This window comes from Streptomyces sporangiiformans, assembly GCF_005768555.2.
In the GTDB taxonomy this organism is placed as follows: Bacteria; Actinomycetota; Actinomycetes; order Streptomycetales; family Streptomycetaceae; genus Streptomyces; species Streptomyces sporangiiformans.
This window is the reverse complement of the sequence record NZ_VCHX02000341.1, coordinates 14,254-38,802: the sequence shown is the minus strand read 5'-3', so window position 1 is coordinate 38,802 and position 24,549 is coordinate 14,254. Positions and strand designations below refer to the sequence as shown.

At 68.1% G+C, this 24,549-nt stretch carries 25 protein-coding genes and 1 pseudogene; 15 read left to right on the top strand and 11 right to left on the bottom strand.

Annotated elements, in window-relative coordinates; all coding sequences use genetic code 11:
* Positions 1 to 141: 141 nt before the first annotated feature.
* The 3 genes from FGD71_RS43655 (at position 142) to FGD71_RS43645 (ending at position 3,629) form a co-directional block, all read left to right on the top strand.
* Positions 142 to 1,254 (top strand): LacI family DNA-binding transcriptional regulator, encoded by a 1,113-nt coding sequence (locus tag FGD71_RS43655; RefSeq protein ID WP_119106151.1) that lies wholly within the window; start codon positions 142 to 144, stop codon positions 1,252 to 1,254.
* A 215-nt stretch (positions 1,255 to 1,469) separates the two neighbouring features.
* Entirely contained in the window at positions 1,470 to 2,576 is a 1,107-nt protein-coding gene (locus tag FGD71_RS43650; RefSeq protein WP_119106150.1) for a metallophosphoesterase, read from the top strand.
* A gap of 183 nt (positions 2,577 to 2,759) precedes the next feature.
* Entirely contained in the window at positions 2,760 to 3,629 is an 870-nt protein-coding gene (locus tag FGD71_RS43645; protein WP_119106149.1) for a hypothetical protein, read from the top strand.
* A gap of 133 nt (positions 3,630 to 3,762) precedes the next feature.
* On the opposite strand, the gene thiC is transcribed toward FGD71_RS43645, so the two are convergent.
* On the bottom strand, positions 3,763 to 5,583 hold the full coding sequence (gene thiC, locus FGD71_RS43640) for a phosphomethylpyrimidine synthase ThiC (protein WP_119106148.1): 1,821 nt from the start codon (positions 5,581 to 5,583) through the stop codon (positions 3,763 to 3,765).
* A 219-nt stretch (positions 5,584 to 5,802) separates the two neighbouring features.
* On the opposite strand from thiC, the gene FGD71_RS43635 reads away from it, so the two are divergent.
* Positions 5,803 to 7,218, top strand: a complete 1,416-nt coding sequence (locus FGD71_RS43635; RefSeq protein WP_119106147.1) for a YibE/F family protein — start codon at positions 5,803 to 5,805, stop codon at positions 7,216 to 7,218.
* A 64-nt stretch (positions 7,219 to 7,282) separates the two neighbouring features.
* Here the strand turns inward: FGD71_RS43635 and FGD71_RS43630 are convergent, their stop codons facing one another.
* The 4 genes from FGD71_RS43630 to FGD71_RS43615 form a co-directional block, all read right to left on the bottom strand.
* A complete protein-coding gene (locus FGD71_RS43630; protein ID WP_119106146.1) occupies positions 7,283 to 7,723 on the bottom strand; it encodes an SsgA family sporulation/cell division regulator in 441 nt (146 codons plus the stop codon).
* A 99-nt stretch (positions 7,724 to 7,822) separates the two neighbouring features.
* Positions 7,823 to 8,623 carry an IclR family transcriptional regulator gene (locus FGD71_RS43625; protein WP_276147192.1) on the bottom strand — a complete coding sequence of 267 codons (801 nt, stop codon included), beginning with the start codon at positions 8,621 to 8,623 and terminating at the stop codon, positions 7,823 to 7,825.
* A 295-nt stretch (positions 8,624 to 8,918) separates the two neighbouring features.
* A complete protein-coding gene (locus FGD71_RS43620; protein WP_119106145.1) occupies positions 8,919 to 9,131 on the bottom strand; it encodes a DUF5326 family protein in 213 nt (70 codons plus the stop codon).
* 152 nt (positions 9,132 to 9,283) lie between these two features.
* A complete protein-coding gene (locus tag FGD71_RS43615; RefSeq protein ID WP_119106144.1) occupies positions 9,284 to 9,601 on the bottom strand; it encodes a cupin domain-containing protein in 318 nt (105 codons plus the stop codon).
* Positions 9,602 to 9,661: 60 nt separating this feature from the next.
* Here FGD71_RS43615 and FGD71_RS43610 point away from each other — a divergent pair, with 60 nt between their 5' ends.
* The 5 genes from FGD71_RS43610 to FGD71_RS43590 all read left to right on the top strand — a co-directional run bounded on the left by FGD71_RS43610 (position 9,662) and on the right by FGD71_RS43590 (position 13,319).
* Positions 9,662 to 10,039 carry a phage holin family protein gene (locus FGD71_RS43610; RefSeq protein WP_119106143.1) on the top strand — a complete coding sequence of 126 codons (378 nt, stop codon included), beginning with the start codon at positions 9,662 to 9,664 and terminating at the stop codon, positions 10,037 to 10,039.
* 7 nt (positions 10,040 to 10,046) lie between these two features.
* Positions 10,047 to 10,538 carry a low molecular weight protein-tyrosine-phosphatase gene (locus FGD71_RS43605; RefSeq protein WP_119106142.1) on the top strand — a complete coding sequence of 164 codons (492 nt, stop codon included), beginning with the start codon at positions 10,047 to 10,049 and terminating at the stop codon, positions 10,536 to 10,538.
* Positions 10,535 to 11,674, top strand: a complete 1,140-nt coding sequence (locus tag FGD71_RS43600) for a cystathionine gamma-lyase (protein ID WP_119106141.1) — start codon at positions 10,535 to 10,537, stop codon at positions 11,672 to 11,674. The genes FGD71_RS43605 and FGD71_RS43600 overlap by 4 nt, the downstream gene beginning before the upstream one ends.
* Before the next feature lie 214 nt (positions 11,675 to 11,888).
* On the top strand, positions 11,889 to 12,794 hold the full coding sequence (locus FGD71_RS43595; protein ID WP_119106140.1) for a LysR family transcriptional regulator: 906 nt from the start codon (positions 11,889 to 11,891) through the stop codon (positions 12,792 to 12,794).
* A 42-nt stretch (positions 12,795 to 12,836) separates the two neighbouring features.
* The gene (locus FGD71_RS43590) at positions 12,837 to 13,319 is read left to right on the top strand and encodes an NUDIX domain-containing protein (RefSeq protein ID WP_119106139.1); all 483 of its coding nucleotides are present in this window, start codon (positions 12,837 to 12,839) and stop codon (positions 13,317 to 13,319) included.
* Between the two features lie 30 nt (positions 13,320 to 13,349).
* Here FGD71_RS43590 and FGD71_RS43585 read toward each other — a convergent pair whose 3' ends face one another.
* Together FGD71_RS43585 and FGD71_RS43580 are read right to left on the bottom strand one after the other, a co-directional pair.
* Entirely contained in the window at positions 13,350 to 14,819 is a 1,470-nt protein-coding gene (locus tag FGD71_RS43585; protein WP_240437058.1) for a globin domain-containing protein, read from the bottom strand.
* Positions 14,820 to 15,249: 430 nt separating this feature from the next.
* Positions 15,250 to 15,882 (bottom strand): HAD family hydrolase, encoded by a 633-nt coding sequence (locus FGD71_RS43580; RefSeq protein WP_119106137.1) that lies wholly within the window; start codon positions 15,880 to 15,882, stop codon positions 15,250 to 15,252.
* Positions 15,883 to 15,958: 76 nt separating this feature from the next.
* On the opposite strand from FGD71_RS43580, the gene FGD71_RS43575 reads away from it, so the two are divergent.
* The gene (locus tag FGD71_RS43575) at positions 15,959 to 16,495 is read left to right on the top strand and encodes a DUF2269 domain-containing protein (protein WP_119106136.1); all 537 of its coding nucleotides are present in this window, start codon (positions 15,959 to 15,961) and stop codon (positions 16,493 to 16,495) included.
* 5 nt (positions 16,496 to 16,500) lie between these two features.
* A complete protein-coding gene (locus FGD71_RS43570; RefSeq protein WP_119106135.1) occupies positions 16,501 to 17,367 on the top strand; it encodes a GNAT family N-acetyltransferase in 867 nt (288 codons plus the stop codon).
* Between the two features lie 32 nt (positions 17,368 to 17,399).
* Here FGD71_RS43570 and FGD71_RS43565 read toward each other — a convergent pair whose 3' ends face one another.
* Positions 17,400 to 18,608, bottom strand: coding sequence for an MFS transporter (locus tag FGD71_RS43565; protein ID WP_119106134.1), 1,209 nt, complete (start codon positions 18,606 to 18,608; stop codon positions 17,400 to 17,402).
* Positions 18,609 to 18,751: 143 nt separating this feature from the next.
* Here FGD71_RS43565 and FGD71_RS43560 point away from each other — a divergent pair, with 143 nt between their 5' ends.
* Both FGD71_RS43560 and FGD71_RS43555 read left to right on the top strand, forming a co-directional pair.
* Positions 18,752 to 19,225 (top strand): MarR family winged helix-turn-helix transcriptional regulator, encoded by a 474-nt coding sequence (locus FGD71_RS43560; protein ID WP_119106133.1) that lies wholly within the window; start codon positions 18,752 to 18,754, stop codon positions 19,223 to 19,225.
* 9 nt (positions 19,226 to 19,234) lie between these two features.
* Complete coding sequence (locus FGD71_RS43555) at positions 19,235 to 19,687, top strand: GNAT family N-acetyltransferase (protein ID WP_119106132.1); 453 nt, start codon at positions 19,235 to 19,237, stop codon at positions 19,685 to 19,687.
* 136 nt (positions 19,688 to 19,823) lie between these two features.
* Here the strand turns inward: FGD71_RS43555 and FGD71_RS43550 are convergent, their stop codons facing one another.
* Complete coding sequence (locus FGD71_RS43550) at positions 19,824 to 21,209, bottom strand: serine hydrolase domain-containing protein (RefSeq protein WP_119106131.1); 1,386 nt, start codon at positions 21,207 to 21,209, stop codon at positions 19,824 to 19,826.
* 123 nt (positions 21,210 to 21,332) lie between these two features.
* Entirely contained in the window at positions 21,333 to 22,013 is a 681-nt protein-coding gene (locus tag FGD71_RS43545; RefSeq protein ID WP_119106130.1) for a TetR/AcrR family transcriptional regulator, read from the bottom strand.
* A 71-nt stretch (positions 22,014 to 22,084) separates the two neighbouring features.
* Between FGD71_RS43545 and FGD71_RS43540 the strand changes: the two genes are divergently transcribed.
* Entirely contained in the window at positions 22,085 to 23,200 is a 1,116-nt protein-coding gene (locus FGD71_RS43540; protein ID WP_119106129.1) for an FAD-dependent oxidoreductase, read from the top strand.
* Positions 23,201 to 23,481: 281 nt separating this feature from the next.
* Positions 23,482 to 23,652 (top strand): annotated as a pseudogene (locus FGD71_RS47800) (IS110 family transposase); the annotation flags it as partial.
* On the opposite strand, the gene FGD71_RS43530 reads toward FGD71_RS47800, so the two are convergent.
* Positions 23,649 to 24,506, bottom strand: a complete 858-nt coding sequence (locus FGD71_RS43530) for an alpha/beta hydrolase (RefSeq protein WP_119106160.1) — start codon at positions 24,504 to 24,506, stop codon at positions 23,649 to 23,651. The pseudogene FGD71_RS47800 and the gene FGD71_RS43530 sit on opposite strands and share 4 nt — an antisense overlap.
* Positions 24,507 to 24,549: the final 43 nt, after the last annotated feature.

Here is a 24,549-nt window from a genome sequence, read left to right as displayed (position 1 = left end):
AGTGACGTACTGTCATTGAAGCGCTCAACTACCTTGTCTTCTAAGGCAATTGATCGGATCCGACCATGCAGAAACGTACCTGCCGACGAGTGAATATGCGTCCGCCCTACCCCACCACATGAGCCCTACTATCGGCTCGCCATGACAGCAGCAGGGAAGCATCAGGTGAGCCGGGCGGATACCGCCCGGCGAAGCAGCCGGCCGGGCCGGGCGGGCATCAGAGACGTGGCCGCGGCCGCCGGGGTCTCCATCACGACGGTGTCCGACGCGCTCAACGGCAAGGGTCGGCTCCCGGACGCCACCCGACGCCATGTCCGCGAGGTCGCCGACCGGCTGGGCTATCGCCCTTCCGCCGCGGCCCGAACGCTCCGTACCGGAAAGTCGGGCCTCATCGGCCTGACGGTCACGACCTACGGGGATGAACCTTTCACCTTCACGGAGTTCGCCTACTTCGCGGAGATGGCCAGAGCCGCCACCTCGGCCGCGCTCGCACGGGGCTACGCCCTGGTCATCCTCCCCGCGACCTCACGCCATGACGTGTGGTCGAACGTGGCCCTGGACGGGACCGTGGTCATCGACCCGTCCGACCAGGACCCGGTCGTCAGCGAACTGGTCCGCCAGGGTTTGCCGGTGGTCTCCGACGGGCGCCCGGCCGGCCCGCTGCCGGTGACCGCCTGGGTGGACAACGACCACGAGGAAGCGGTCCTGGGGATCCTCGACCATCTGGCCGACGCCGGAGCGCGCCGGATCGGCCTGCTCACCGGGACGTCCACGGACACGTACACCCACCTGTCCACGACCGCGTACCTGCGCTGGTGCGAGCGCGTCGGCCAGGATCCGGTGTACGAGGCGTACCCCGCGCACGATCCCTGCGCGGGCGCCGTCGCCGCGGACCGGCTGCTCGCCCGTCCCGACCGGCCCGACGCCGTGTACGGGCTGTTCGACCCGAACGGCACCGATCTGCTCGCGGCGGCCCGTCGGTACGGCCTGCGCGTACCGGACGACCTGCTGCTCGTGTGCTGCAGCGAGTCGACTGTGTACGCCAACACCGAGCCGCCCGTGACGACACTCTCCCTCAAACCGCGCCGCATCGGCACGGCCGTGGTCCAGCTTCTCATCGACGCCATCGAGGGGGTCGAATCGGACCAACCGGTCGAGCAGGTGATACCGACGGAGTTGATCGTGCGGACGTCCTCCGAACGACGGCCACCGCGCACGACCGTCAGCGCACCCCGGTCACCGGAGGCGGGGTGACGTCCAGAGCGGGGTTCAGCGTGAGATCCAACGGGGAAAGCCCCTCCCAATTCGGGAGAAAACCACGATGAACAGCGGCTCTGCTCCGATTCAGCACCCCTGGGTCATCACATGGCGCGATCCGCATTCCTATGATGGGCGGACGACACCGCGGGCCGCTGCGACCAGGCAGTCCGATGCGGTGCAGATGCGGCGCGATGGTGGTGGAGGGGTCAATGACTCAGGGGGCCGGTCAGGGACCCGAGGTACGGACGCCGACGGTGCGCGATTTCCGCGTACCGGCGTACGTCCACGGTGCCGATCCGTATGCGCAGCCCCCCACCCCATACGCCGAGCCCGGCCCTCTCGCGCAGCAATCGCCGCCCGACGAGGAGGCCAGACCCGCCGAGGAGCCGGAGGGCTACACGCCGACGCAGCGCGATCTGCCCGTCATCAAGCGCGGCGACACGCTTCAGGTGCCGGTCGACCCTGAACTCGTGCCGGGGCCGGAGTCCACCGAGGGGCCGGGTCCGCTGTACGTCGTGGGCGACGTACACGGCTATCTCGACGAACTGGTTGCCGCGCTCCGCGAGAAGGGGCTCATCGACATCGACGGCAACTGGTCGGCGGGCACCGCGCGGCTGTGGTTCCTCGGGGACTTCACCGACCGGGGGCCCGATGGAATCGGCGTCATCGATCTCGTGATGCGGCTGTCCGCCGAGGCCGCCGCGGCCGGCGGCTACTGCAAGGCGCTGATGGGCAACCACGAACTGCTGCTGCTCGGCGCCAAGCGGTTCGGTGACACTCCCGTCAACTCCGGTGCGGGTACGGCTACTTTCCAGGCGGCCTGGCTGCTCAACGGCGGTCAGAAGACGGACATGGATCGCCTCCAGGACCACCATCTGCAGTGGATGGCCCGTCTCGACGCGATGGAGATGGCGGACGGGCACCTCCTGGTGCACTCGGACACCACCGCCTATCTCGACTACGGCGACTCCATCGAAGCGGTCAATGACACCGTCCGCGAAACCCTCACGCGCAACGACGCGGACGAGTGCTGGGACCTCTTCCGCAAGTTCACCAAGCGCTTCGCGTTCCGCGACGACGGGGGCGCGCAGGCGGTGCGCGACCTCCTCGACGTGTACGGCGGCTCCCGTATCGTCCATGGTCACAGCCCCATTCCATATCTCCTCGGCGAGGTCGGATCGGAAGACGGCGACGATGCCGCGGGCCCGGTGGTCGAGGGACCGCACGTCTACGCGGACGGGCTGGCCATCGCGATGGACGGCGGAGTGACCATGGCCGGAAAGCTACTGGTCCAGCAACTCCCATTGGATAGCTGAACGCTCCCCGGGCAGGTGTTCTTCCACCGGCGACGGTGCCGGGGAAGGGGCAATTTCTGGAAACCCCCTGTCACCGCGTGCCGTCGCCGCTCTACCATCGGCTTATCCGTAGCAGGCTCCCCTCCGTTTCTGCCCGACGGCTCGTCAGCATGCCGAGCCCCAAGCCCTACGGAGCATCGGGGGATGCACATGAACAGCGTTCCGCAGCACCTGCTGAGCGAGGACCGCCAAGAGTACGAGCGGATCCTCGATGAGGCGCTGCGCTCCGCACCACACCGTCCGGAACTCGCCGCTGTCGGCCAGCGGCTCAACCCCGAACAGCTGCGCACGATGGCGCTCAACGCCACCGCTCTCATAACGGCGGCCGCGGCGACCGAATACCAGCACTACGTGAAGGTCCGCGAGGAACTGCGCCAGCCCGCGCCGTCCACCCCCCGCGTCCGCGAAGGATCCGGTTCCACGGATCCGGGCACGAGCGCGGTGGGGCTCGCCGCCACCATGGGGGAGGCCGCCGAAACCGCCGGGGCGGGCGCCGTCGCCGTCGCCGCGGTGCTCACTCCCGTCCTCGCCGGCACGGCTGCGGCGATCTTCCTGCTCGTCGGTTACATCCTGAAGATGCTCAACCCCCCACCGGCGTTCGCCCAGACCCTGCTCACCACCGGTTGGGTCTTCGGCGCCGTGACCGCGGCCGCGATCCTGATCGCCGCGATCGGTCTGCTGCTGACCGCCCTGCGCAACGACGCGAGCTCGCTTCGGGCCGGAGCGCACGGCGAACGCAGCGAGGAAATGACCCAGGCCAAGGAAGCCTGGCACGACGCCCTCCTGGAGCGGGGCATCATGCCCTTCCTCCGGGAGGCACTTGCCGACCCGGGCTCGGCGGCCCTCGGTCGTACGGCACCACCGCAGTCGACCAGCCGCATCCCCACACTCGGCTACAACCGCCCGGGCTTCAGCAGCCCCGACGGCGGCCCCGAGGCAGGCCCTCGCCCCAGCTACTCCAGCCCCGACTTCTCCAGCCCGGACTTCGGAGGGCCGGAGCACCAGCCGGACTGAGGGAGGTCGGGGGCGAGAGCGGCCGGGGTGTGAGGGCGGCCGGGGTGTGAGGGCGGCGCCGCAACCCAAGCGGCAGACCCTCACGGCGGGCCTCTACCGAGAGAGGCCCGCTTGAGGTGTGCCCATCTGCGGGTCAGTCCGCGATCGGCAGATACACGCGGTTACCCGCCTCAGCGAACTCCTTCGACTTCTGCAGCATCCCCTCGGCAACCTCCTCCGCGGAGGCCCCCTCAGCCGCGTCACCACCGAACCGCTCGTTGATGCTTTGACTGATCTTCATCGAACAGAATTTCGGCCCGCACATCGAGCAGAAGTGAGCCGTCTTGGCCGGCTCGGCCGGGAGGGTCTCGTCGTGGAACTGGCGGGCCGTGTCGGGGTCGAGGGCCAGGTTGAACTGGTCCTCCCAGCGGAATTCGAAGCGGGCGTCGGACAGCGCGTCGTCCCAATCCTGCGCACCTGGGTGCCCCTTGGCGAGGTCGGCTGCGTGGGCGGCGATCTTGTAGGTGATGACGCCGGTCTTGACGTCGTCACGGTTGGGCAGGCCCAAGTGTTCCTTGGGCGTGACGTAGCAGAGCATGGCCGTGCCCCACCAGGCGATCATCGCGGCACCGATGCCGGAGGTGATGTGGTCGTACGCCGGCGCGACGTCCGTCGTCAGCGGGCCGAGCGTATAGAACGGAGCTTCATCGCAGATCTCCTGCTGAAGGTCGATGTTCTCCTTGATCTTGTGCATCGGGACATGTCCCGGGCCCTCGATCATGGTCTGTACGTTGAAACGCTTGGCGATCGTGTTCAGTTCCCCGAGCGTCCTCAACTCCGCGAACTGCGCTTCGTCGTTGGCGTCGGCGATCGAGCCGGGCCGTAGGCCGTCGCCTAGCGAATACGTGACGTCGTAGGCGGCCAGGATTTCGCAGAGTTCTTCGAAGTTCTCGTAGAGGAACGATTCCTTGTGGTGCGCCAGGCACCAGGCCGCCATGATCGAGCCGCCACGCGAGACGATGCCGGTCTTGCGGTTCGCGGTGAGCGGTACGTACGGCAAGCGCACGCCCGCGTGGACGGTCATGTAGTCCACGCCCTGCTCGGCCTGCTCGATGACCGTGTCCTTGTAGATCTCCCAGGTCAGCTCCTCGGCACGGCCGTCGACCTTCTCCAGCGCCTGGTAGAGCGGCACCGTGCCGATGGGGACAGGGGAGTTGCGCAGCACCCACTCGCGCGTGGTGTGGATGTTGCGGCCGGTGGACAGGTCCATGACCGTATCGGCGCCCCAGCGGGTCGCCCACGTCATCTTCTCGACCTCCTCCTCGATGGAGGAGGTGACCGCGGAATTGCCGATGTTGGCGTTGACCTTCACCAGGAACCGCTTGCCGATGATCATCGGCTCGATTTCCGGATGGTTGACGTTCGCGGGCAGCACGGCCCGGCCGGCGGCGATCTCCTCACGTACGACGTCGGGGGCGACGTTCTCGCGTACCGCCACGAACTCCATTTCCGGTGTGATGTCGCCGCGTCGTGCGTACGCGAGCTGGGTGACGGCCGCACCGGCGCGGCCGCGGCGGGGTTGGCGCGGGCGCCCCGGGAAGACCGCGTCGAGGTTGCGCAGCCCGCCGCGCGGCGACGTGTGCTTGATCCCGTCGTCCTCGGGGCGGACAGGACGGCCCTCGTACTCCTCGGTGTCGCCTCGGGCGATGATCCAGTTCTCACGCAGGGGAGCCAGGCCCCTGCGGACTTCGGTGTCGACGGTCGGATCGGTGTACGGGCCGGAGGTGTCGTACAGGGTGACCGACTGCCCGTTGGTGAGATGCACCTGGCGGACCGGCACCCGCAGGTCGGGGCGCGAGCCCTCGACATACGCCTTGTGCCAGCCGATGGACTTCCCGGCCTCGCCGTTGCCGGACGAGGCGGGTGCCTCGTCCCTCTGGCTGGAGGCAGGCGTGCGTACGTCCTCGTTGGTCATGAGACCTACTCCCTACGCCGGCATTACCCGGTAACAGGTTCAGCGGTCGACGCAGCCGCTTCCGCCTTCGATGTTTCATGTGAAACATCGCTGGGACGGAGGTCAGCGCCCTCTCAGCCCGGTGCTCCGAGCTCCCGCGTGTGCAAAAGTACATCCACGCTAGCGTCATATTGGGCGAGCTGAACAGTGGGCCCCTCCAGTTCTTGCGATGATCGGGCGGTGAATTCGACACACCAGCCCCCGCATCAGCCCCCTCGCCAGCCCCCGCCCCCACCGCCGGAGTCGCCGGAGCCGCACGGACACAGCCACAGCGACGGTCATGGCAATGGTTCCGGTGACGGAGGCGGCCATGCCCACAGTCATAGCCATGGCCCTCCGGCACCCGTGTCCCGACACCTGCGCAAGGTCATCGCCGCGGTGCTGATTCCCTTCACCGTGGCGGTCGTCGTGGGCCTGGCCGTGCTCTGGCCCGGTGGCGCTCCCGCGCACGAGCGCACCGGCGTGGGCTTCGACCGCCAGACCCAGCAGGCCACGGTGACCAAGGTCGACGAGGTGGACTGCAAGTCCGTCAACGCGTCGGGGGAGACCCCGACCGGCAACACGTCCACGGCCGAGGGCTCCTCCGCTCAGCAGCAGGCGACCGGTACCTGCAAGAAGGCGACGGTCCGGGTCGACACCGGCAAGGACAAGGGCCGTACTTTCACGGAGATCGTGCAGCCGGACGCGTCGCGGCAGCTCAGCCAGGGGCAGAAGGTGATCGTGGCGTACGCGCCCGACGCCCCCAAGGACCTCCAGTACTCGGTCACCGATGCCGACCGCAAGCTCCCGATGGCGCTGCTCGCCGGGATCTTCGCGCTCGCCGTTGTCGTGGTGGGCCGGATGCGCGGTGTCATGGCGCTGATCGCGCTGGCCGTCAGCTTCCTCATCCTGACGTTCTTCATCCTGCCCGCGATTCTGCAGGGTTCGAATCCACTGGTCGTGGCCGTCGTCGGGGCGAGCGCCATCATGCTGATCGCGCTCTACATGTGCCACGGTCTCTCGGCCCGGACCTCGGTGGCGGTGCTCGGCACTCTGCTCTCGCTGCTGTTGATCGGACTGCTCGGCTCGTCGTTCATAGGCTGGTCCGCGCTCACCGGCAACACGGACGACAACACGGGTCTGATCCACGGCCTGTACCCGAACATCGACATGAGCGGTCTGCTGCTCGCGGGCGTCATCATCGGTTCGCTCGGTGTACTCGATGATGTGACAGTGACGCAGACATCGGCGGTCTGGGAGCTGCACGAGGCCAATCCGGCGATGGGCTGGCGCGGCCTGTACCGCGCGGGCATCCGCATCGGGCGCGACCACATCGCGTCCGTCGTCAACACGCTCGTCCTCGCCTACGCGGGTGCCGCGCTGCCCCTGTTGTTGCTCTTCTCGATCGCCCAGAGCAGCGTCGGGACGGTGGCCAACAGCGAACTGGTCGCCGAGGAGATCGTGCGCACGCTCGTCGGCTCGATCGGTCTGGTCGCCTCGGTTCCGGTCACCACGGCTCTGGCCGCTCTGGTGGTCTCGGCGGATCGTCCGGGTCCTCAGACGGCTGCCGCAGCGGAACCGGCACGCGGAGGAAGGGGCCGCCGCCGCAAGCGCTGAAGCCCGCCGCACGCGCGCGAGCTTGGGAGGTGAAGCGTTACGCCAGTGTGGGCGTAACGACGCCTCAGCCCGCGCTCTGCTCCTCCGCCAGGATGCGGTGCAGTGCCTCGTCGAGATGTGTGTCGAAGTCGGCGAGGGAATGCTCCTGTCCCAGTGGCACCAGCTTGTCCGTCCGGTCGAGGAAGGCCACGAGGGGAACCGCGCCACAGCGGAAGAGCGCGTGGTCGACGCCCACCTGAAGCCGGATCACCACATCGCTGAAGCCCTCGGAGCCCACGGGCGCGATGTGCACATCGCCGTCCCCGCACGGTCGCCCCACCCCGTCGACCAGCAGCTCTCTCCCGAACGCCCAGGTCACCGGGGCATCGCCGGGAAGGTGGAAGGTCAGCCGCACGGCATAGGGATCACAGGTCTCGTATCGCAGCTCCACCGGAATGCGGAAGGAGAGCTCTTCCGATACGAGAAAGCTCATCATGATCTCTGCCTGCACCGCTGACTCGCGCATCGCCTCACCCGTCGTTTGCCGTCGACTGGCCAGGAACCATACCCCTGACGTTGCTGGCATCTTGCTGAAAGTACACACCAGATCACAAGGAGTGAGTTTTCAGATGCTGATAGACAGGGCGAACGAGCCCAGCAACCGTCCCATCTCGTCCTGCAACTGACGTGCCGCGGGCAGCAGCCGGTCGGCCTGGTGGGCAGGCAGAGAAATGGCCATCGTGGCGGCCATCGTGCCGGCGGTGACCGGGATCGCCGCGCACACCGTGCCCAGCGCGTATTCCTGACGCTCGATCACGGGCTCCATGCGTTTCGTCTCGTCAAGGCGCCGCAGCAGAGTACGTTCGTCACGCACCGTGTACGGAGTGATCGACTGCACGGGATAGCGGTCGAGGTGGTCCCGGCGGGCCTCCTCGCCGAGCTGGGACAGCAGACACTGGCCGATCGCGTGGGCATGCCCGGTCTCGCGGAAGTCGGCCCACTCCTCGACGGCCGGGATGGCCGGGGAGTCGGCGACACATTCAACCTCGATCTCGCCCTCTCGGTAGACCGCGTAGTACACGGGCACACCGATCGCATCGCGCCACTGCGCGAGCGCGTCCGCGACCGTGCTGCGACGTTTCTGCCGGGCAGCGCTGCCTGCCAGTCGCTCAGCCGCCTCACCGAGGAAGAACAGCCCCTTCTCACGGCGCAGATAGCCCTCGTACGCCAGCGTGCGCAGCAGGTGGTACGCCGTGGGCAGCGCGAGGCCGACCTCGCGGGCCAGCTGCTTGGCGGGCGCCCCGTGCCCGTGCTGGGCGACGGATTCCAGCAGACGCATCGCGCGCTGGACGGATCCGATGAGGGTGGTGGGGTGCGGTTCGGTGGAGGGTGTGTGCGGTCCTGCGGGTGCGGTGTCAGTGGCCAAGGGTCACTCCCGAAGCGCGAGGAGGGCCACCCGTGCGGGGATAACACGGGAGGGAGGTGCGCCGCCCGCGGGGATCAACCCCGCGTCGAATTCCGGACTTTAACCGGCTGCCACCGCTCGCAGAGGACCTGTCCGGCAAACTTCCCTCGCCCGAGGGAACCCCTGATTCCTGTTACCGGGGCCGGCGGCCGACCGGCCATCCTGTCGCCGACCGGCCACCCTGTCGCCGCGCCTTGCTGTCGCCGCGCCTTGCTGTCGCCGCGCCTGGCCCACGCCCCGGCTGCTCGTCGTCCGCCTACCAGTCACTCCTCGACGACGAGTTCGACATGAACTTCCGCACGACGTAGATGAGCCCGCCGACGAGCGCCACGAACACCAGCACCTTGAAGAGCAGGCCGATCACGAATCCGACCACGGTCGCGATCACGCTGCCGAACACGACCAAGGCGATGATCGGCACCGCGACCCACTTCACCCACCACGGCATCCCCGCGAAGATCTCTCGCATCGCCCTTGTTCCTTGTCTCTCGGCCCGATTCCTACTGCTGACAGGTCTTGAATGTCCTGCCCTCGATGCTAGGCGCGGCAGGGGTGCCGACGGAGGCTCCGCACCCCTTGTCCTCCCCTGAACGTTCCCCTAGGGAACCCTGAGGCCGGACGTCAGCTCTCGGGCGGAGAAAACACCACCAACACCCGCAGATCCTCGCTGATGTGGTGGAACTTGTGGGCCACCCCGGCGGGCACGTAGACGACGCTGCCGCGCGCCACCTGCGTCGTCTCCATGCCGACGGTGATCGCGGCGCGGCCGCTCACGACGAAGTAGACCTCGTCCTGACGGTGGGGCTGCTGCGGGTCCTGCGTACCCGCGTCCAGGGCGTAGAGGCCGACCGACATGTTCTTCTCGCGCAGAAACTGGAGATACGCGCCCTCGTTGGCGGCACGCTCGGCCTCCAGTTCGTCCAGCCGGAATGCCTTCATCGCCCCTAGTCCATCCTTGGCCAGTGCTTTTAACCGATCTCGTCTGCCACGATCAGACACATGAAGAATTTCGTAGTCAAGACGATCGCCAACGCAGGCGCCCTCGCGGTCGCCGTTTGGGTGCTCGACAAGATAACCCTGACCGGCGACAGCACGGGTAAGAAGATCGGCACGTTGCTTCTCGTGGCGCTGATCTTCGGCCTGGTGAACTTCCTGGTCAAGCCGCTTGTGAAGCTACTCACCTTCCCACTGTTCATCCTCACGCTCGGCCTGATCACCCTGGTGGTCAACGCCCTGATGCTGCTGCTCACCTCGTGGCTCGCGGACAAGCTCGACCTGAGCTTCCACGTCGAGGGATTCTGGACCGCCGTCCTGGGCGGCCTGATCATCTCGATCGTCTCCTGGGCGCTGCACGTCGTCCTCCCCGACAAGGACTGAGCGACCGATGCCCTATCGCGTGTGCTTCGTCTGCACCGGCAACATTTGCCGCTCCCCGATGGCCGAATCCGTCTTCCGCGCACATGTGGCGGAGGCGGGACTCGACGGCCTGGTCATGGTGGACAGCGCCGGTACCGGCGGCTGGCACGAGGGCCACGGCGCCGACCCGCGTACCGTCTCTGTCCTTGAGACGAACGGCTATGAAAGCGACCACACGGCCCGGCAGTTCCAGGTTTCCTGGTTTTCCGGGATCAACCTGGTCATAGCGCTCGACAGTAGCCACCTGAAGGCCCTCCGGCGCCTCGCCCCCACCCCGGCGGACGCGGAGAAGGTCCAACTCCTGCGGTCTTACGATCCCGCCGCGCGCCACGATCTGGATGTACCCGACCCCTATTACGGGGACCTGGACGGCTTCGAGGAATGCCTTGAGCTGGTGGAGGCAGCGAGTCCGGGGCTACTGGCCGCGGTGCAGGAGGACGTGGAAGGGCAAGCAGCATGACAGATTCCGTCGTGGGGGCGGGTGACGGCACGCGTGCCGTGCGGGCCGGGCTGCCCGACCCCGTGAAGCACGAACCACCCCTCCCGGGGCCGGTCTTCGCCGCCCACTACCACCTGCCGGGCGACCCCACGGGGCCGTACACCTACGGCCGCGACGAGAATCCCACCTGGACCGGCCTGGAGCGCGCCATCGGCGAGCTGGAGGCGCCGGGCCAAGACAGTGTCGAGACGCTCGTCTTCGCCTCCGGTATGGCGGCCGTATCGTCGGTGCTCTTCTCGCAGCTGCGCGGCGGCGACGTGGTCGTCCTGCCCAGCGACGGCTACCAGGTGCTGCCGCTCGTCCGAGAGCAGCTCGAGGCGTACGGCATCGAGGTGCGCACCGCGCCGACCGTCGGCGACGCCCAGCTCGAGGTGCTCGACGGCGCGAAGCTGCTGTGGATCGAGACCCCGTCGAACCCGGCACTCGACGTGTGCGACATCCGGCGGCTCGCCGAGGCGGCACACGCACATGGCTGCCTGGTCGCCGTCGACAACACCCTGGCGACTCCGCTCGGGCAGCGCCCGCTGCGACTCGGCGCCGACTTCTCCGTGGCCAGCGGCACGAAGCAGCTCACCGGGCACGGGGACGTCCTTCTCGGGTACGTCGTCGGCGCCGACGCATCGGCGATGGCTTCCGTACGGCGCTGGCGCAAGATCGCCGGTGCGATCCCGGGGCCGATGGAGGCCTGGCTCGCGCACCGCTCGATCGCCACGCTCCAGTTGCGCGTCGACCGGCAGAGCGCCACGGCGCTGACGCTTGCCGAGGCTCTGCGCGGCCGACCCGAGGTGACTGGCGTCCGGTATCCGGGACTGCCCGGCGACCCCTCGCACAAGGTCGCCTCACAGCAGATGCGGCGCTACGGATGCGTGGTGTCGTTCACGCTTCCCACGCGCGCGCGTGCCGATCGTTTTCTCGACGCGCTGCGCCTGGTGGACGACGCGACGAGCTTCGGCGGGGTGCGGTCCACGGCCGAGCGGCGCGGCCGGTGGGGCGGGGACGCGGTCCCTGAGGGCTTCATCCGCTTCTCCGTGGGCGCCGAGGATCCCGAGGACCTGGTGGCGGATGTGCTCCGCGCACTCGACGAGGCGGCCACGTGACGGCTTCCTGAGCGACCGGTCAGAACCCGGCCAGGTACAGCGGGCGGTCCGAGCCTCCCCCCTCGTGGCTCGGACCGCCCCGGTTCTGCGCGCGAAGAACCGCGCGAACAAGGCTAGTTGACTCTGTGTCAGTGTCCAATCACAGTAGCGACAGCGACCTATCGACTTATTTATAGTTGAGCGCTGCCGTGGCTGGGGAGGGGAGGGACACACCATGGATCTGGCTCTGCTGCGGACCTTCGTGACCGTGCACCGGGCCGGTTCCTTCACCCGTGCCGCCGCACTGCTCGGCCTCTCGCAGCCGGCTGTCACGTCCCAGATCCGCACCCTGGAACGGCAGCTGGGACGCCCCCTCTTCCTGCGCCAGGCCCGCGGGGTGACCCCCACGACGATCGGCGACGAGCTCGCCCACAAGGCCGCCCCGCATCTCGACGCCCTCGTGGAGATCGCCGAGACCGGAATCGACGAGGCCTCCTCCCTGCGCACCCTCCATCTCGCCGGGCCACCGGAGTTCACCGCCGAACGCGCCCTGCCCGCTCTCACCGAGCTGGCCGGAGAGGACGGCCAGGGCTTCGCGCTGCGCGCCTCCTTCGGCAATGCCGAGGAGACACTCGAAGGGCTCGCCGCGGGACATCATGATCTGGCCATCAGTACGGCCCGTCCGCGCGGCGCCCTGCTCACCGCGACCCCGCTCTGTGACGAAGAGCACGTCCTGGTCGCCTCCCCGCGCTGGGAGGCCCGCATCGGCTCCGACAAGCTGCACAGCGAGGGGGCGCCGGCGCTGGAGAACTTTCCCGTCGTGGAAGTGCATGAATCGCTGCCGTTCGTCTCCCGCTACTGGGCTGCCGTGTTCGACTCCCGCCCGGCCGCCTCGGGCACCGTCATCGTCCCCGACCTGCGCGCGGTCCTCGCCTGCGCGACCACCGGCGCCGGGCTCGCGGTGTTGCCCCGCTATCTGTGCGCCCCAGCCGTGAAGCGCGGTGATCTGATGGAGCTGCTGGAACCCGCCGTGCCCCCGCTGCGTACGTACTTCCTGGTGGCACGCACCGGCACGCTCGCCATGCCGCATATCGCGCGAGCACACGAATGGTTACTGCATACCGCCACCGACTGGTCGTGAGGAAGATGTTTCACGTGGAACCAGCCGGGCCACATTTCTCCCATGACCGTCCGACCCGTGGTCAAGCGCACCGCCCGGGCCGTCCTGCTGGACGGCGATGACCTGATCCTGATCAAGCGGACCAAACCCGGCATGGATCCCTACTGGCTCACGCCCGGCGGCGGGGTGGAGCCGAGGGACACGACCGTCGTCGACGCCCTCCATCGTGAAGTGCATGAAGAGCTGGGCGCAAAGATCACCGACGTCGTGCCCTGCTTCGTCGACACCGTCGAGCACATCGGCGAGGACGGCGGCGCGACCGGAGTGAAAGTGCAGCATTTCTTCGTGTGCCGTCTGGAGTCCATGGACCCCTCGCAGCGCCATGGCCCCGAGATCGACGAGCCAAGCGGCGAGTACGAGATCGTGCGCATCCCCTTCACCCGGGTGGGGATCGCCTCCGTGCATCTCGTCCCGCTGTCGTTGCGGCACTATCTCGACGGGAATATCGAGGGCGTGCGGGCGATGCACGCACCTGACCTGGGCTGACACCCTCGGCCCTGCGCCTGAGAGCCGGGATCAGCTCCCGGCCGCGACGAGTTCTTCCACCGAGTCGTGCCGGATCCGTTCCAACGGGATGCCTATCTCTCTCAGCGCGTGCACACCGCTGCGGATCATGCCGGGCGGGCCCGACAGATATGCGTCGTACTCGTCCCACGGGCCGTAAGTGCGTACGGCGTCGGGGAGCTGGAGATGCGCCTGCTGGTCGACGATTGCGCGTACCGCGAGCCAGGGGTGGATTTGCTGGAGCCGCAGCATCGTGTCGATGTCGTACAGGTCGTGATCGGTGCGGGCACCGTAGAAGACCTCGACCGAGCGCCGCGCACCATGCTCGGCCACGTCTTCGACGAGCGCCTTGATGGGCGCGATGCCGGTGCCACCGCCCAGGCAGAGCAGCCCGCTGTCGGCGGTGTGGTCGACGGTCATCGAACCGGCCGGCGGACCGAGCCGGACGACGTCGCCGGGCCGGGCGCGGTGCACCAGGGCGTTGGAGACCCAGCCTGCCGGGATCGCCTTCACATGGAAGGACAGCAGCCCGTCGGAGCGGGGTGCCGTGGCAAAGGAATAGTGCCGCCAGATCCGCGGCCACCAAGGGGTTTCCAGGCTCGTGTACTGCCCGGCGAGGAAGGGATACGGCTGGTCGGGACGGAGCGTGATGACCGCGACGTCCCGGGTTCTCAGGTCGTGCGAGACGACCTCGGCGTACCACCAGGCGGGGGCGCGCAGCTCGTCGGCGGCCGCGGCATCGATCATGATCTGCGAGATCTTCGTGTACGTCCGGACCCACGCTGCCTCGGTGTCCTCGTCCCAGGTCGCGGAAGCGTACCGGCTCAGGGAACCGATGAGACACTCACCGACCGCCGGGTAGTGCTCGGGCATGGTGCCGTACTTGCGGTGCCCGCGACCGAGGTTCTCCAGATACTCGACCAGGACTTTCTTGTTGTCGATGTGCTCGGCCGCAGTCAGCAGCGCCTTGAGGAGCCGGTCCCGCTGGGCGTCCATGGCGGCGGGGAACAACGGGCGCAGATCCGGGTGGCGCACGAAGAGCAGCGCGTAGAAGTACGACGTGACCTTGTCGGCAACGGGGCCCACTTCCTCCATGGTGCGGCGGATGAGGACGGCGTCGGGGGATGCGGCCTGGACGGAGGCCGGGGCAGGGTCCTGCGGTACGGGTTCGTGAGCGGGCTGGGGCTCGCGGTGGACGTCGGCCGCTGCGGGAGGCGTGTAGCCGTGGTCAGCGGTCGCGTCATCGGTTGGCGGGGCCGCGGCTGGAACGCCCTCGGCGGCCGAAGATATTCGCTTCTCCGCCGCCTCGTCATCCGGCGCGGGCCGGCCGACGGTGCGCATCGCGGACAGACGGCGGCCCTCGGTCGTGTCCCGCTCGCCATCGGACGGCGGCTCAGGATTCTTGCGCGGCGTGAACCAGCCGCCCTCGCTATTGCCCCCCGAAGTGCCGTTGTCGGCCGACGTGGTCGTCGGAGCGTCCATGGTGTGCCTCGCCTCGAGCATCTTTCGGTCGGTCTGCGCACTTCCTCGGTCGGAAGATGCCTGCTTGCTCCCGCAGACGGTTCGCTTTTCCCCGTTCTGTCCCGCTGGCCAATGCGGCCATATTCAACCCCGTAATCCCGCCACCTACGGACAAGTAAGGCGAGAATGTGACATTGGCCGCACTATCGTCATCGCAGCATCCCACTCCTCGTCAACGCCCCGGCCGCATAACGGAGAACGCGGGTCTTCGATCTCTCCGTCCCGTTAGGCTGCATTGCCCTGCGTTCGTCCCCGCGGCTGGATGTGCGCACAACATCTGTGCACATCGCTGTGGACACGAACCGGAGTCGACCATACCGGCCACCGTCGGCCGCACAAGTCCCCCCTTCATCGCTCCAGGAATTGAAGGCAGGGTCCTGAGTTCGTTCAATTACCGGGCGCGCTGGACCAGTTGATAGGCATCCGACAGATCCCGCCCGACATAGGAGTGGGTGGCGAGATCTGTGAGGTGATGGTCCGCATTGATCGCGACGGATACCGGAACCACCGCGAACAGGTCCTTGTCCGACATCGAGTCGCCGTATGCGATGCAGTCCGCCCGCTCCACACCGAACTCGGCGCAGAGCCGGTCCGCGATCAACACCTTGGCCGCGGCGCTCAGGATGCCCGTCGGATCCACTGGCTCGGTGAACGGCAGCGCGGGGAAACGTGAACCGTGCGTCGCATGCGCCCCCCACTCCGCCAGCCTCTCCACGAAGAACGACGGCGAGAGCGAGACGACAGCGCAGTAATCGCCACTCCCCCTGATATCCGCCCAAACCTCCTGAATGCTGGACAGCCAGGGCGCCGCCGCGAAGGCCGCCACCACATGTGCCTCGGTGAGGTCAGCCCAGAGGGCATACACATGCTCCGCGTACTCCGGGGGGCTGATGTGCCCCGCGCCGACCGCCTGGTCGAGCGCCACTGTCTCGGCTTCCAGCCCGAGCTGACGGGAGATCTCGACAGGTGCCGAGCTGCCATGCAGCAACGTCCCGTCCAGATCGAAGAGATGAAGTCTCGCCATGTACGCCGAGGCTAGTACGCGGGGTTACTCCCGCTGTCAGACGTCCTCACCGCCCTTACCCGGCACGGTGTTTCACGTGAAACTGACCCGCCCCGCCCGCCGGGCCTCCCTCGTTGTCCATGTAGCCGCCTCCGCAAGCTGGCTCGGGCTCACGCTCGGGCTGCTCACACTCGGGATCACCGCGACCAGCACCGGGTCCACGGTGACCCTGGAGGCCTCCGTCCGCATCATGAAGCTGTTCACCGACTGGCTCCTGCTCCCTCTGGCGTTCTTCACGCTCCTCAGCGGCATGCTGCTGTCCCTGGGCACCCCTTGGGGACTGGCGAGGCACCGTTGGGTCTACACGAAATTCTGGCTGACCCTGGCCACAACTACCGCCACAGCCTTCGCGCTGCGCCCCGGGGTGAACTCCGCGGTCGTTGCCGTTTCCGCGGGCAGACCACTGCCCGACGCCGGCGACGTTCTGTTCGGGCCGATCGTCTCGCTGGCCGCCTATGTCTTCATGACAGCGATCTCGATCCTCAAGCCCTGGGGGCTGACTCGGCGCGGTCGAAAACTGCGCACGTCTGCCCGGAAACCGGTGGACGTCGAGCGCGCACGTCAGACAGCCTGAACCGCGTGTCGACTCCTTCTCCTGCCGCCCTGCCCATCCGTCGTCTGACGCCTCTCGACCTCTCCGCCTGCGCCGACCTGTCCGAGAACCGGGGCTGGCCCCGTGAGGAACACAAGTGGGGTCTGCTGCTCACGGCCGGCACGGGCTACGGCATCGACGACCCGGACGGCGGTCTCGTCAGCGCCTGCGTCGTGACCTCGTACGGACCGCGGGAACACCCCGCTCTGGGTGCGATCGGCATGATGCTGGTCGCCGAGCGGCACGCCCGCCGCGGTGTCGGCCGCCGACTGATGCGGCATGTCGTCGCGGAGCTGGGCACCACACCGCTCACCCTGCACGCGACGCCGTACGGCCGCCCGCTCTACGAGGAGTTGGGGTTCAAGACCACCGGCCGGGCGGAGATGGTCTGTGGGCACTTCACGCCCGGCGGGCCGGAGCCCGAGGCGACCACGCGTGCGGCCACGGCCGAGGATCTCCCCGCGATCCTCCGGCTGGACGAGGAAGTCTTCGGTACCGACCGCACGCACATGATCACGCGGCTGCCCGCCTTCGCCGACCAGTTACGTGTCGCCGAAGAAGACGGCCGAATCATCGGGTACGCGGCCGCCTGGCCCAATATGGACAACCATGTCGTGGGTCCTCTGATCGCCCGGGACACGGAGACCGCGAAGGCTCTCATCGCCTCGCTCGCCGCCCACACGGGCCGCGTCCTACGCACCGACATCGACGTACGGCACGAGGAACTGCTGGCCTGGGTGAAAGAGCGCGGCCTCGCCTCCATCGCCTTCAATGCGGTCATGACGTACGGCCTCGCGGAACTCCCGGGCGACTGGACCCGCCGGTTCGCTCCGCTGACGGTGGCAGCGGGCTGAGCCGTTCCCCGTAGAGGCTCCCGGGCAGTTGGTCAGTGGGGGACGCCCGTCTTCTGTTCGGCGGGTTCCGATCCCGCCACGACCACGCTCGGGGCATCGGCGCGGCGCTCCAGCGCGGCCGACAGGAGGGCCAGCACCAAGGCAGCGGCGGCCAGGGCAGCACCGACCCAGTTGGGAGCGGTGTAACCGAGGCCGGCCGCGATGACGAGGCCACCGAGCCAGGCCGAGAGAGCGTTGCCGAGGTTGAAGGCGCCGATGTTCATGGCCGAAGCCAGCGTCGGGGCGCTGTGTGCCTGGTCGAGGACCCGCTTCTGCAGTGGCGGCACGGCGGCGAACCCAAGGGCACCGATCAGCACGATGGTCACACATGCCGCGATCTTGTTGTGCGCGGTGAGCGTGAACAGAGCGAGGACGAGGGCGAGGGCGCCCAAGGAGACGTAGAGCATCGGCATCAGGGCGCGGTCGGCGAACCTGCCACCGACCAGGTTGCCACCGACCATGCCGAGGCCGAAGAGGACGAGCAGCCAGGTGACGGAGCCGTCCGCGAAGCCGGTGACATGGGTCATCATCGGCGCGATGTAGGTGATGGCCGCGAAGACGCCGCCGAAACCGAGGACGGTCATCATCATGGCGAGCAGCACCTGGACGTTCCTGAACGCGGCGAGCTCGTGGCGCAGTCGCACGCCTTCCACCTTGGGCATATCGGGTACGAGCTTGGCGACACCGGCCAGGCCGATGACGCCCAGGGCGGCGACGACGGCGAAAGTGACACGCCATCCGGCGGACTGCCCGAGCAGGGTTCCGAGAGGTACGCCGACGACATTGGCGACGGTCAGTCCGGTGAACATCATCGCGATGGCACCGGCCCTCTTGTCGGGTGCCACGAGGTCCGCCGCGACGACCGAGCCGATGCCGAAGAAGGCACCGTGGGCCAGCGATGCGACCACGCGACCGATCAGCATGACGGCGAGGACGGGAGCGACGGAGGAGAGCAGATTGCCGACGATGAACAACCCCATGAGCAGCATCAGCATCCGCTTGCGGGAAACCCTGGTACCGAGGGCGGTCATGATCGGGGCGCCGAACATGACGCCGAGCGCGTAGCCGGTCACGAGGAACCCCGCGGTGGGGATGGATACACCGAAGTCCGCCGCGACCTCGGGCAGTAGGCCCATGATCACGAACTCGGTGGTTCCGATTCCGAAGGCCCCGATCGCGAGGGCCAGGAGCGCGAGAGGCATGGGCTGCCAACACCTTCCAAGATGATTGCGTGAGCACTTAGCCTGCGCAGACAATAATTGCAGACGCCTTATATTTGCAAGCGCGGGCTATTGCAAGTGTGCTCTACCCTGGTTTCAGCTGCTCCGGGACGGAGGACAACGCCATGACAGCGACGGACCCCGCGCTCACCGCCCTCGCCCAGGGCTGGTGCGCCCTCTCCCTGCTCCACGGGAGGATCGAGGCGCACATCGAACGCGCCCTGCAGGCAAGGCACGGCCTGAGCGTGCGCGAGTACTCCCTCCTCGATGTCCTCAGCCGCCAGCACGACGGCGACGGCGGCCACCTGCAGATGAAGCAGGTCGCCGACGCGGTCGTCCTCAGCCAGAGCGCCACCACGCGCCTCGTCACCCGGCTCGAGGACCGCGGACTGCTCGCGCGCTACCTGTGCCCGACAGACCGCCGTGGCATCTACACGAACGTCACCGAGGCAGGCCTCAAGCTCCTCGAAGAAGCCCGCCCCACGAACGACACCGCACTGCGCCAAGCACTCGGCGAGGCGGCCAAGAACGCCGAACTGGCCCCGTTGGTCCGGGTGGTGGAGTCGGTGAACGCACCCGCCCACGGCTCGCCCGCATAGGCTGCCGCCATGGGAGATCTCGAAATACGACCGGCGGTCCCGGACGACGTCCCCGCCATCGTCGCGATGCTCGCCGACGACCCGTTGGGCGCCCAACGTGAGTCACCCGACGACCTGGCCCCGTACTTGACCGCGCTGGATCGTGTGAGCCGTGATCCGAACCAGCATCTGGTCGTCGCCGTCCGCGAAGACCGCGTCGTCGGCACTCTCCAACTCACCATCATTGCCGGCCTCTCCCGCAAGGGGATGACCCGGTCGATCATCGAGGGAGTACGCGTCCACGCCGACGAGCGCGGCAGCGGACTGGGCACGCGGTTCATCGAGTGGGCGGTCGAGCAATCCCGGCGCGAGGGCTGCCAGTTGGTCCAGCTGACCTCCGACGCCACCCGCACCGACGCCCACCGGTTCTACGAACGGCTCGGGTTCACGGCTTCGCACGTGGGATTCAAGCTTCCGCTCTGAGTCGGATGCGGGTGCTCCACGCCCACGCGAGAAGGGTCCCGTTTCACGTGAAACGGGACCCTTCTCGTCAGACAGAGCGCTACTCGTCGTCCAGACCGCTATTCCTCGTTCAAGCTGCACTCATCCGAGACTGCGCCTACCCGATCCCGCGCCACCCTTCGGGATCCACCCCACCCGGCACCGGCGCGCCCTCGTCGTACGGCTGCCGCGTAAACACGAACGACCCGAGGTCCAGATGACTCACCACGCCGTCGGGGCGCCGTACGGCCCGCAGAAGCTCCCCCGCGTAGTAGCCGTCGAGCCCCGTCCACGACCCGTCGCCGTTGGCCCGGAAGCGTGAGCGCCGGCCGTTGACGGACAGAGGGGCGAGCGAGACGTCCCCGTCGGCCGCGAGACGCAACGCGAATACCTGAGTCCCCCAGTACCACGGCCCCGCCAACTGCAGCAGGGAATGGTCGACTTCGGGCAACGGCCGCCATGGCTCGGGGAGCCGCGGCTCAGCTTCGGCGACGATCCGTACGAGATCGGCGGCAACCGTCATCACCAGCGGGCCCGAGGTGCAATTGGCGAGCACGACGGCGGCCAGGTCGTCCTCGACACTGATCACGAGACCGGCGAGAAAGCCCGGCAGAGACCCTGAGTGACCCACCAGCATCCGGCCGTCCCGGTGCTGAACCTGCATGCCAAGGCCATAGGCCGTACCGGCCGCCACATCGTCGACTTCGGGCGGCGCGGCGGGCGTCCGCATCTCGAGCACAGACTCCGCGCTCAGCACCCGATCGTCACCCTTGGCCAGGAAGGCGGCGAAGCGCGCCAGGTCACCTGTCGTCGACCAGAGCTGACCGGCAGGCGCCATCCGCCCCAGATCCTCGATCGGCTCCGGCAACATCACATCCGCCCAGGGGTGCACCGCCCAGCCGCCCGCGTGTGGCGCTTGCGGCCGCCCGCTTGTACGCCGCAGCCCCAGTGGCTCGAGCACCTCACGCCGCAGGACCTCCTCCCACGGAGCGCCCCTCAGCTCCTCGACCAGCGCACCGAGCAACGTGTATCCGGGGTTCGAGTAATGGTGCCGCCGCCCCACCGGGTGCCGGTGGGGCTGCTCTCCCAGCACATCGGCGAGCTCAGGGCGAAGCGAACCAGAAGTGCGCTCCCACCAGGGCGCGGGCGACTCCGCAGCCAAACCGCCCGTGTGCGCGAGCAGTTCCGCGATCGTCGCCTCCCCCGCCCCGGTGCCCGGCAGATGCTTCTCCAGCGGATCGCCCAGGTCCAGCACCCCCTCGTCCCGCAACCGCAGGACCAGCACGGCGGTGAACGTCTTGGTGATCGACCCGATCCGGTACTGCACGTTCTCGTCCGGTCCATGCCCGTCGACCGACGTGCGCGCACCGTGCCACACCGCCTGCCCACCCCGGACGACCGCCGCCACCAGTGACGGCGACCGCCCCTCGGCCTGGGCGATGGCAATACGGCGCAACAGCGCCCGGCGTGTGCCGGGTAGCAGTTCTTCCTGAAGAGACGTCATGAGCCCAGTGCAGCTGTTCCGACGCTCCCAGTCGAGCCCATTTGTCCTCTGGAACGGATCACTCAACGCGTCAGCGCCGACCTGGCGCTATGGGCGGTACCGGTCCGGTCCTTCGGCCGCGCGTCACCTTGAGATGCGGGCTTCAATGCCGTCGAGCAGGAAGTCGAGGCCGATCCGGAAGGTGTGGTCGGCGTCCAGGTGGGCGGCATCGCGCACCACCGTGGCCAGCGCGGGGAATCGGCCGGTGGCGAAGGTCCGCTCCAGATAGGGCCCGAGTGAGGCCTGCCAACGCTTCTCGTCCATCCCGGTGGCCCGCTCGGCACGCCGCTCGGCGACCTCCCGACGCACCGCGCCGATCGCGTACGCATTGACTGCGGCGACCACCGGCATGATGGCGTCCACGTCGACGCTGCCCAGTGCGGCCACCACGGTCTCCCCACTGGCCAGCGCGTGCGGCCCGAGCTGGGGTCGGCCACCCAGTAGATCGGCGAGCCATTCGTGCTCGTGAGCGGCGTGCCGAGTGGCTTCGGCAAGAGACCGGAGCACCTCCCGCCAGCCGTCTCCGACCGGCCGGATCTCGGCGTGAACGGCGTCGACCATGAGGTCGAGCAACTCCTCCTTGCTGGCGATGTAGCCGTACAGCCGCATCGGACGGACGTCCAGCGCGGTGGCGACCTTGCGCAGCGACACCGCGTCCAGGCCGTCCGCGTCGGCCAGCTCGATCGCCGCTCGCACGATCCGCTCCCGGCTCAACGGGGCCGGCACGGGTCGATTCGGTGGCTCCGGCCTCTCCCACACCAACATGCCGCTAACAATACATCGCATCGGGGAGATACACTGTATTGGCCAGTACGGCGTATCGAGGGGAAGCAACCATGACCATTGCCATCGTCGGAGCCGGTCTCGGCGGCCTGGCTCTCGCCCGTGTGCTGCACGTGAACGGCATGGATTCCGTCGTGTATGAACGTGAATCGTCACGCGGTGCGCGTGGTCAGGGCGGCATGCTCGACATCCACTCCGGCCAGCGGGCGCTGCGCGAGGCCGGTCTGATCGACGAGTTCTACGCGATTGCCCGTGGTGAAGGCCAGGACATGCGTCTTCTCGAGCCGGATGGCACCCTGCTGCTCCAGGAGGACACGCCCGACGACGCCCCGCTTGAGCGACCCGAGGTCGACCGCGCCGATCTGCGCAACCTGCTGCTGGACTCCCTCCCCGAAGACGTGGTGCGCTGGGGGCACGCGTTCGAATCTGCCGACAACGGCCTGCTGCACTTCGCCGACGGCAGCAGTGCGACGTATGACCTGCTGGTCGGCGCGGACGGCGCGCAGTCCCGGGTCCGCGCGCTGCTCACCGACGCACGCCCGGCGCATATCGGCCAGAACGTCGTCGAGGTCGGCATTCCCGACATCGACCGCACGCACCCCGACCTCGCGGCGATGGTCGGGCGCGGCAACTACTGGGTGCTCGGCAACGGACTGTCCCTGGCGGCGCAGCGCAACGGCGACGGCCGCGTTCGCATCGGCCTCAGCTTCTACAACACCGCCGAGGACTGGTTCGCTACCAGCGGGATCCCGTTCGACGACCCGGCCGCCGCCCGGGCGCGGCTGATCGACCTGCTCCCCGGCTGGGACTCACGGTTCACCGCGCTGATCGCGGCCTGCGACGACACGGTCGTGCCGCGGTCGATCACCAGTCTCCCGGTCGGCCTGACCTGGCCGTCGACGCCAGGCGTCACGCTGCTCGGCGATGCCGCGCACCTGATGCCGCCGGTGGGAGAGGGCGCCAACATGGCGCTGCTCGACGGCGCCCTGCTCGGTCTCGCGCTGGCCGCGCACCCGGACGACTTTCCGGCCGCCGTCAAAGAATACGAACGCGAGATGTTCGAACGCACCAGCGCTGCCGCCCGGATGTCCGCGGACATGCAGGAATTGCTGACATCGCCGGACGCCAGCCAGAAGATGCTCGCATTCTTCCAACCTGACGGAACCTGAGACCCTACACGGGCTGCAGGATCTCGCGATCCGTGTCATAGAGCATCGCCTGACCAGCGCCGGACCACTCGTCCTGATGGCCGGCCATCAGACGCCGGCAGCCCTCCGGCGCCTCGGGACCGCGCGGCTCACCCGATGGCTGTGCACTCGGGGCGTCCGCAGCCCGGAGGAGCTTGCGAAGAAGGCCGTGGAGGCCACAGAGCGGCAGCACACCTCTGTTCCCGGCGAGGGGGTGATCGCCCAGCTCGTTCCGGACGCTCGCCCAGGAGGTCGAGACCCTGAACGTGCGCTACGACCCCAACTCCCGGGCGTTTTACGACCGCAAGCGCGCCGAGGCCAAACGCCATACCCAGGCCGTGATCGCCCTTGCCCGCCGCAGAGTCAACGTCCTGTGGGCCCTGATCCGGAACGACCGCTTCTACAAAGTCGCTCCACCCAAGCCCACCGGCTAGTTCGGGCGATCATCAGACCGCCACAACCAGCGCAAGGCATCGGGGAGCAGGACACCACCGTGGTTGGGGCTGTGGCCGCCATCACCCAGGACGAGGCGGAAGTCGTAGCCGGCTTCTGCGAGCGCTGCCGCGACACGCAAGTTGTCGGCGAGCCAGTTCGCCTCGGGCTCGTTCCAGCGCAGGTCACGATGGCCCGCCTGCAGGAAAATCCGCAGCGGCTTGCGGGGAACGCGGGGAATGACTTCGGGGTACGGGTTGCCGTCCGGCATCTGCGCGAAGCTGGACAGGAACCCGATGACGCGGCGGAACTTGTCCGGGCGTAGCCACGCGGCGGTAAAGGCGCAGTTGCCGCCGCTGCTGCTGCCACCGCAGATTCCCCACTGATCCGGGTCCTCGGCGATCGAGTAGTGCTTGCTGACCTCGGGGATGATCTCGTTCAGGAGGAAGCCGACATACGAACCGTCGTACGCGTCGTACTCGGTGTTGTGGTTCTTCGGATCCTCAGCGTCGGGGAAGACGCCAGGGTCGACGAACACGCCGATGGTGACCGGGATGTCCCCGCGGTGGACGAGGTTGTCCAGGACTATCGCGCCGCGGACCTGCCCTCCGGGGTCCAGGTACCACCATCCGTCCTGGAACACCATCAGCGACGCCGGCTCGGCGGGGTCGTACTGCGCGGGCACATGGACCCAGAACTTCCGTGACGTGCCCGGGTAGATCGCGCTGTCGTTCCAGTCAAACTCGATCGTCTCCCCGACGGGCACGTCCGGCTGTAGAGCCGAGTCGGGGCCGTGGGCGTAGCGAACGTCCGACTGGTCAACCGGAATTGGCTGGTAGGGCACCTCGATCGTCACGCGGGCCAACATAGGAGAGATCGCGACCGTCTCAAAGGGGTTT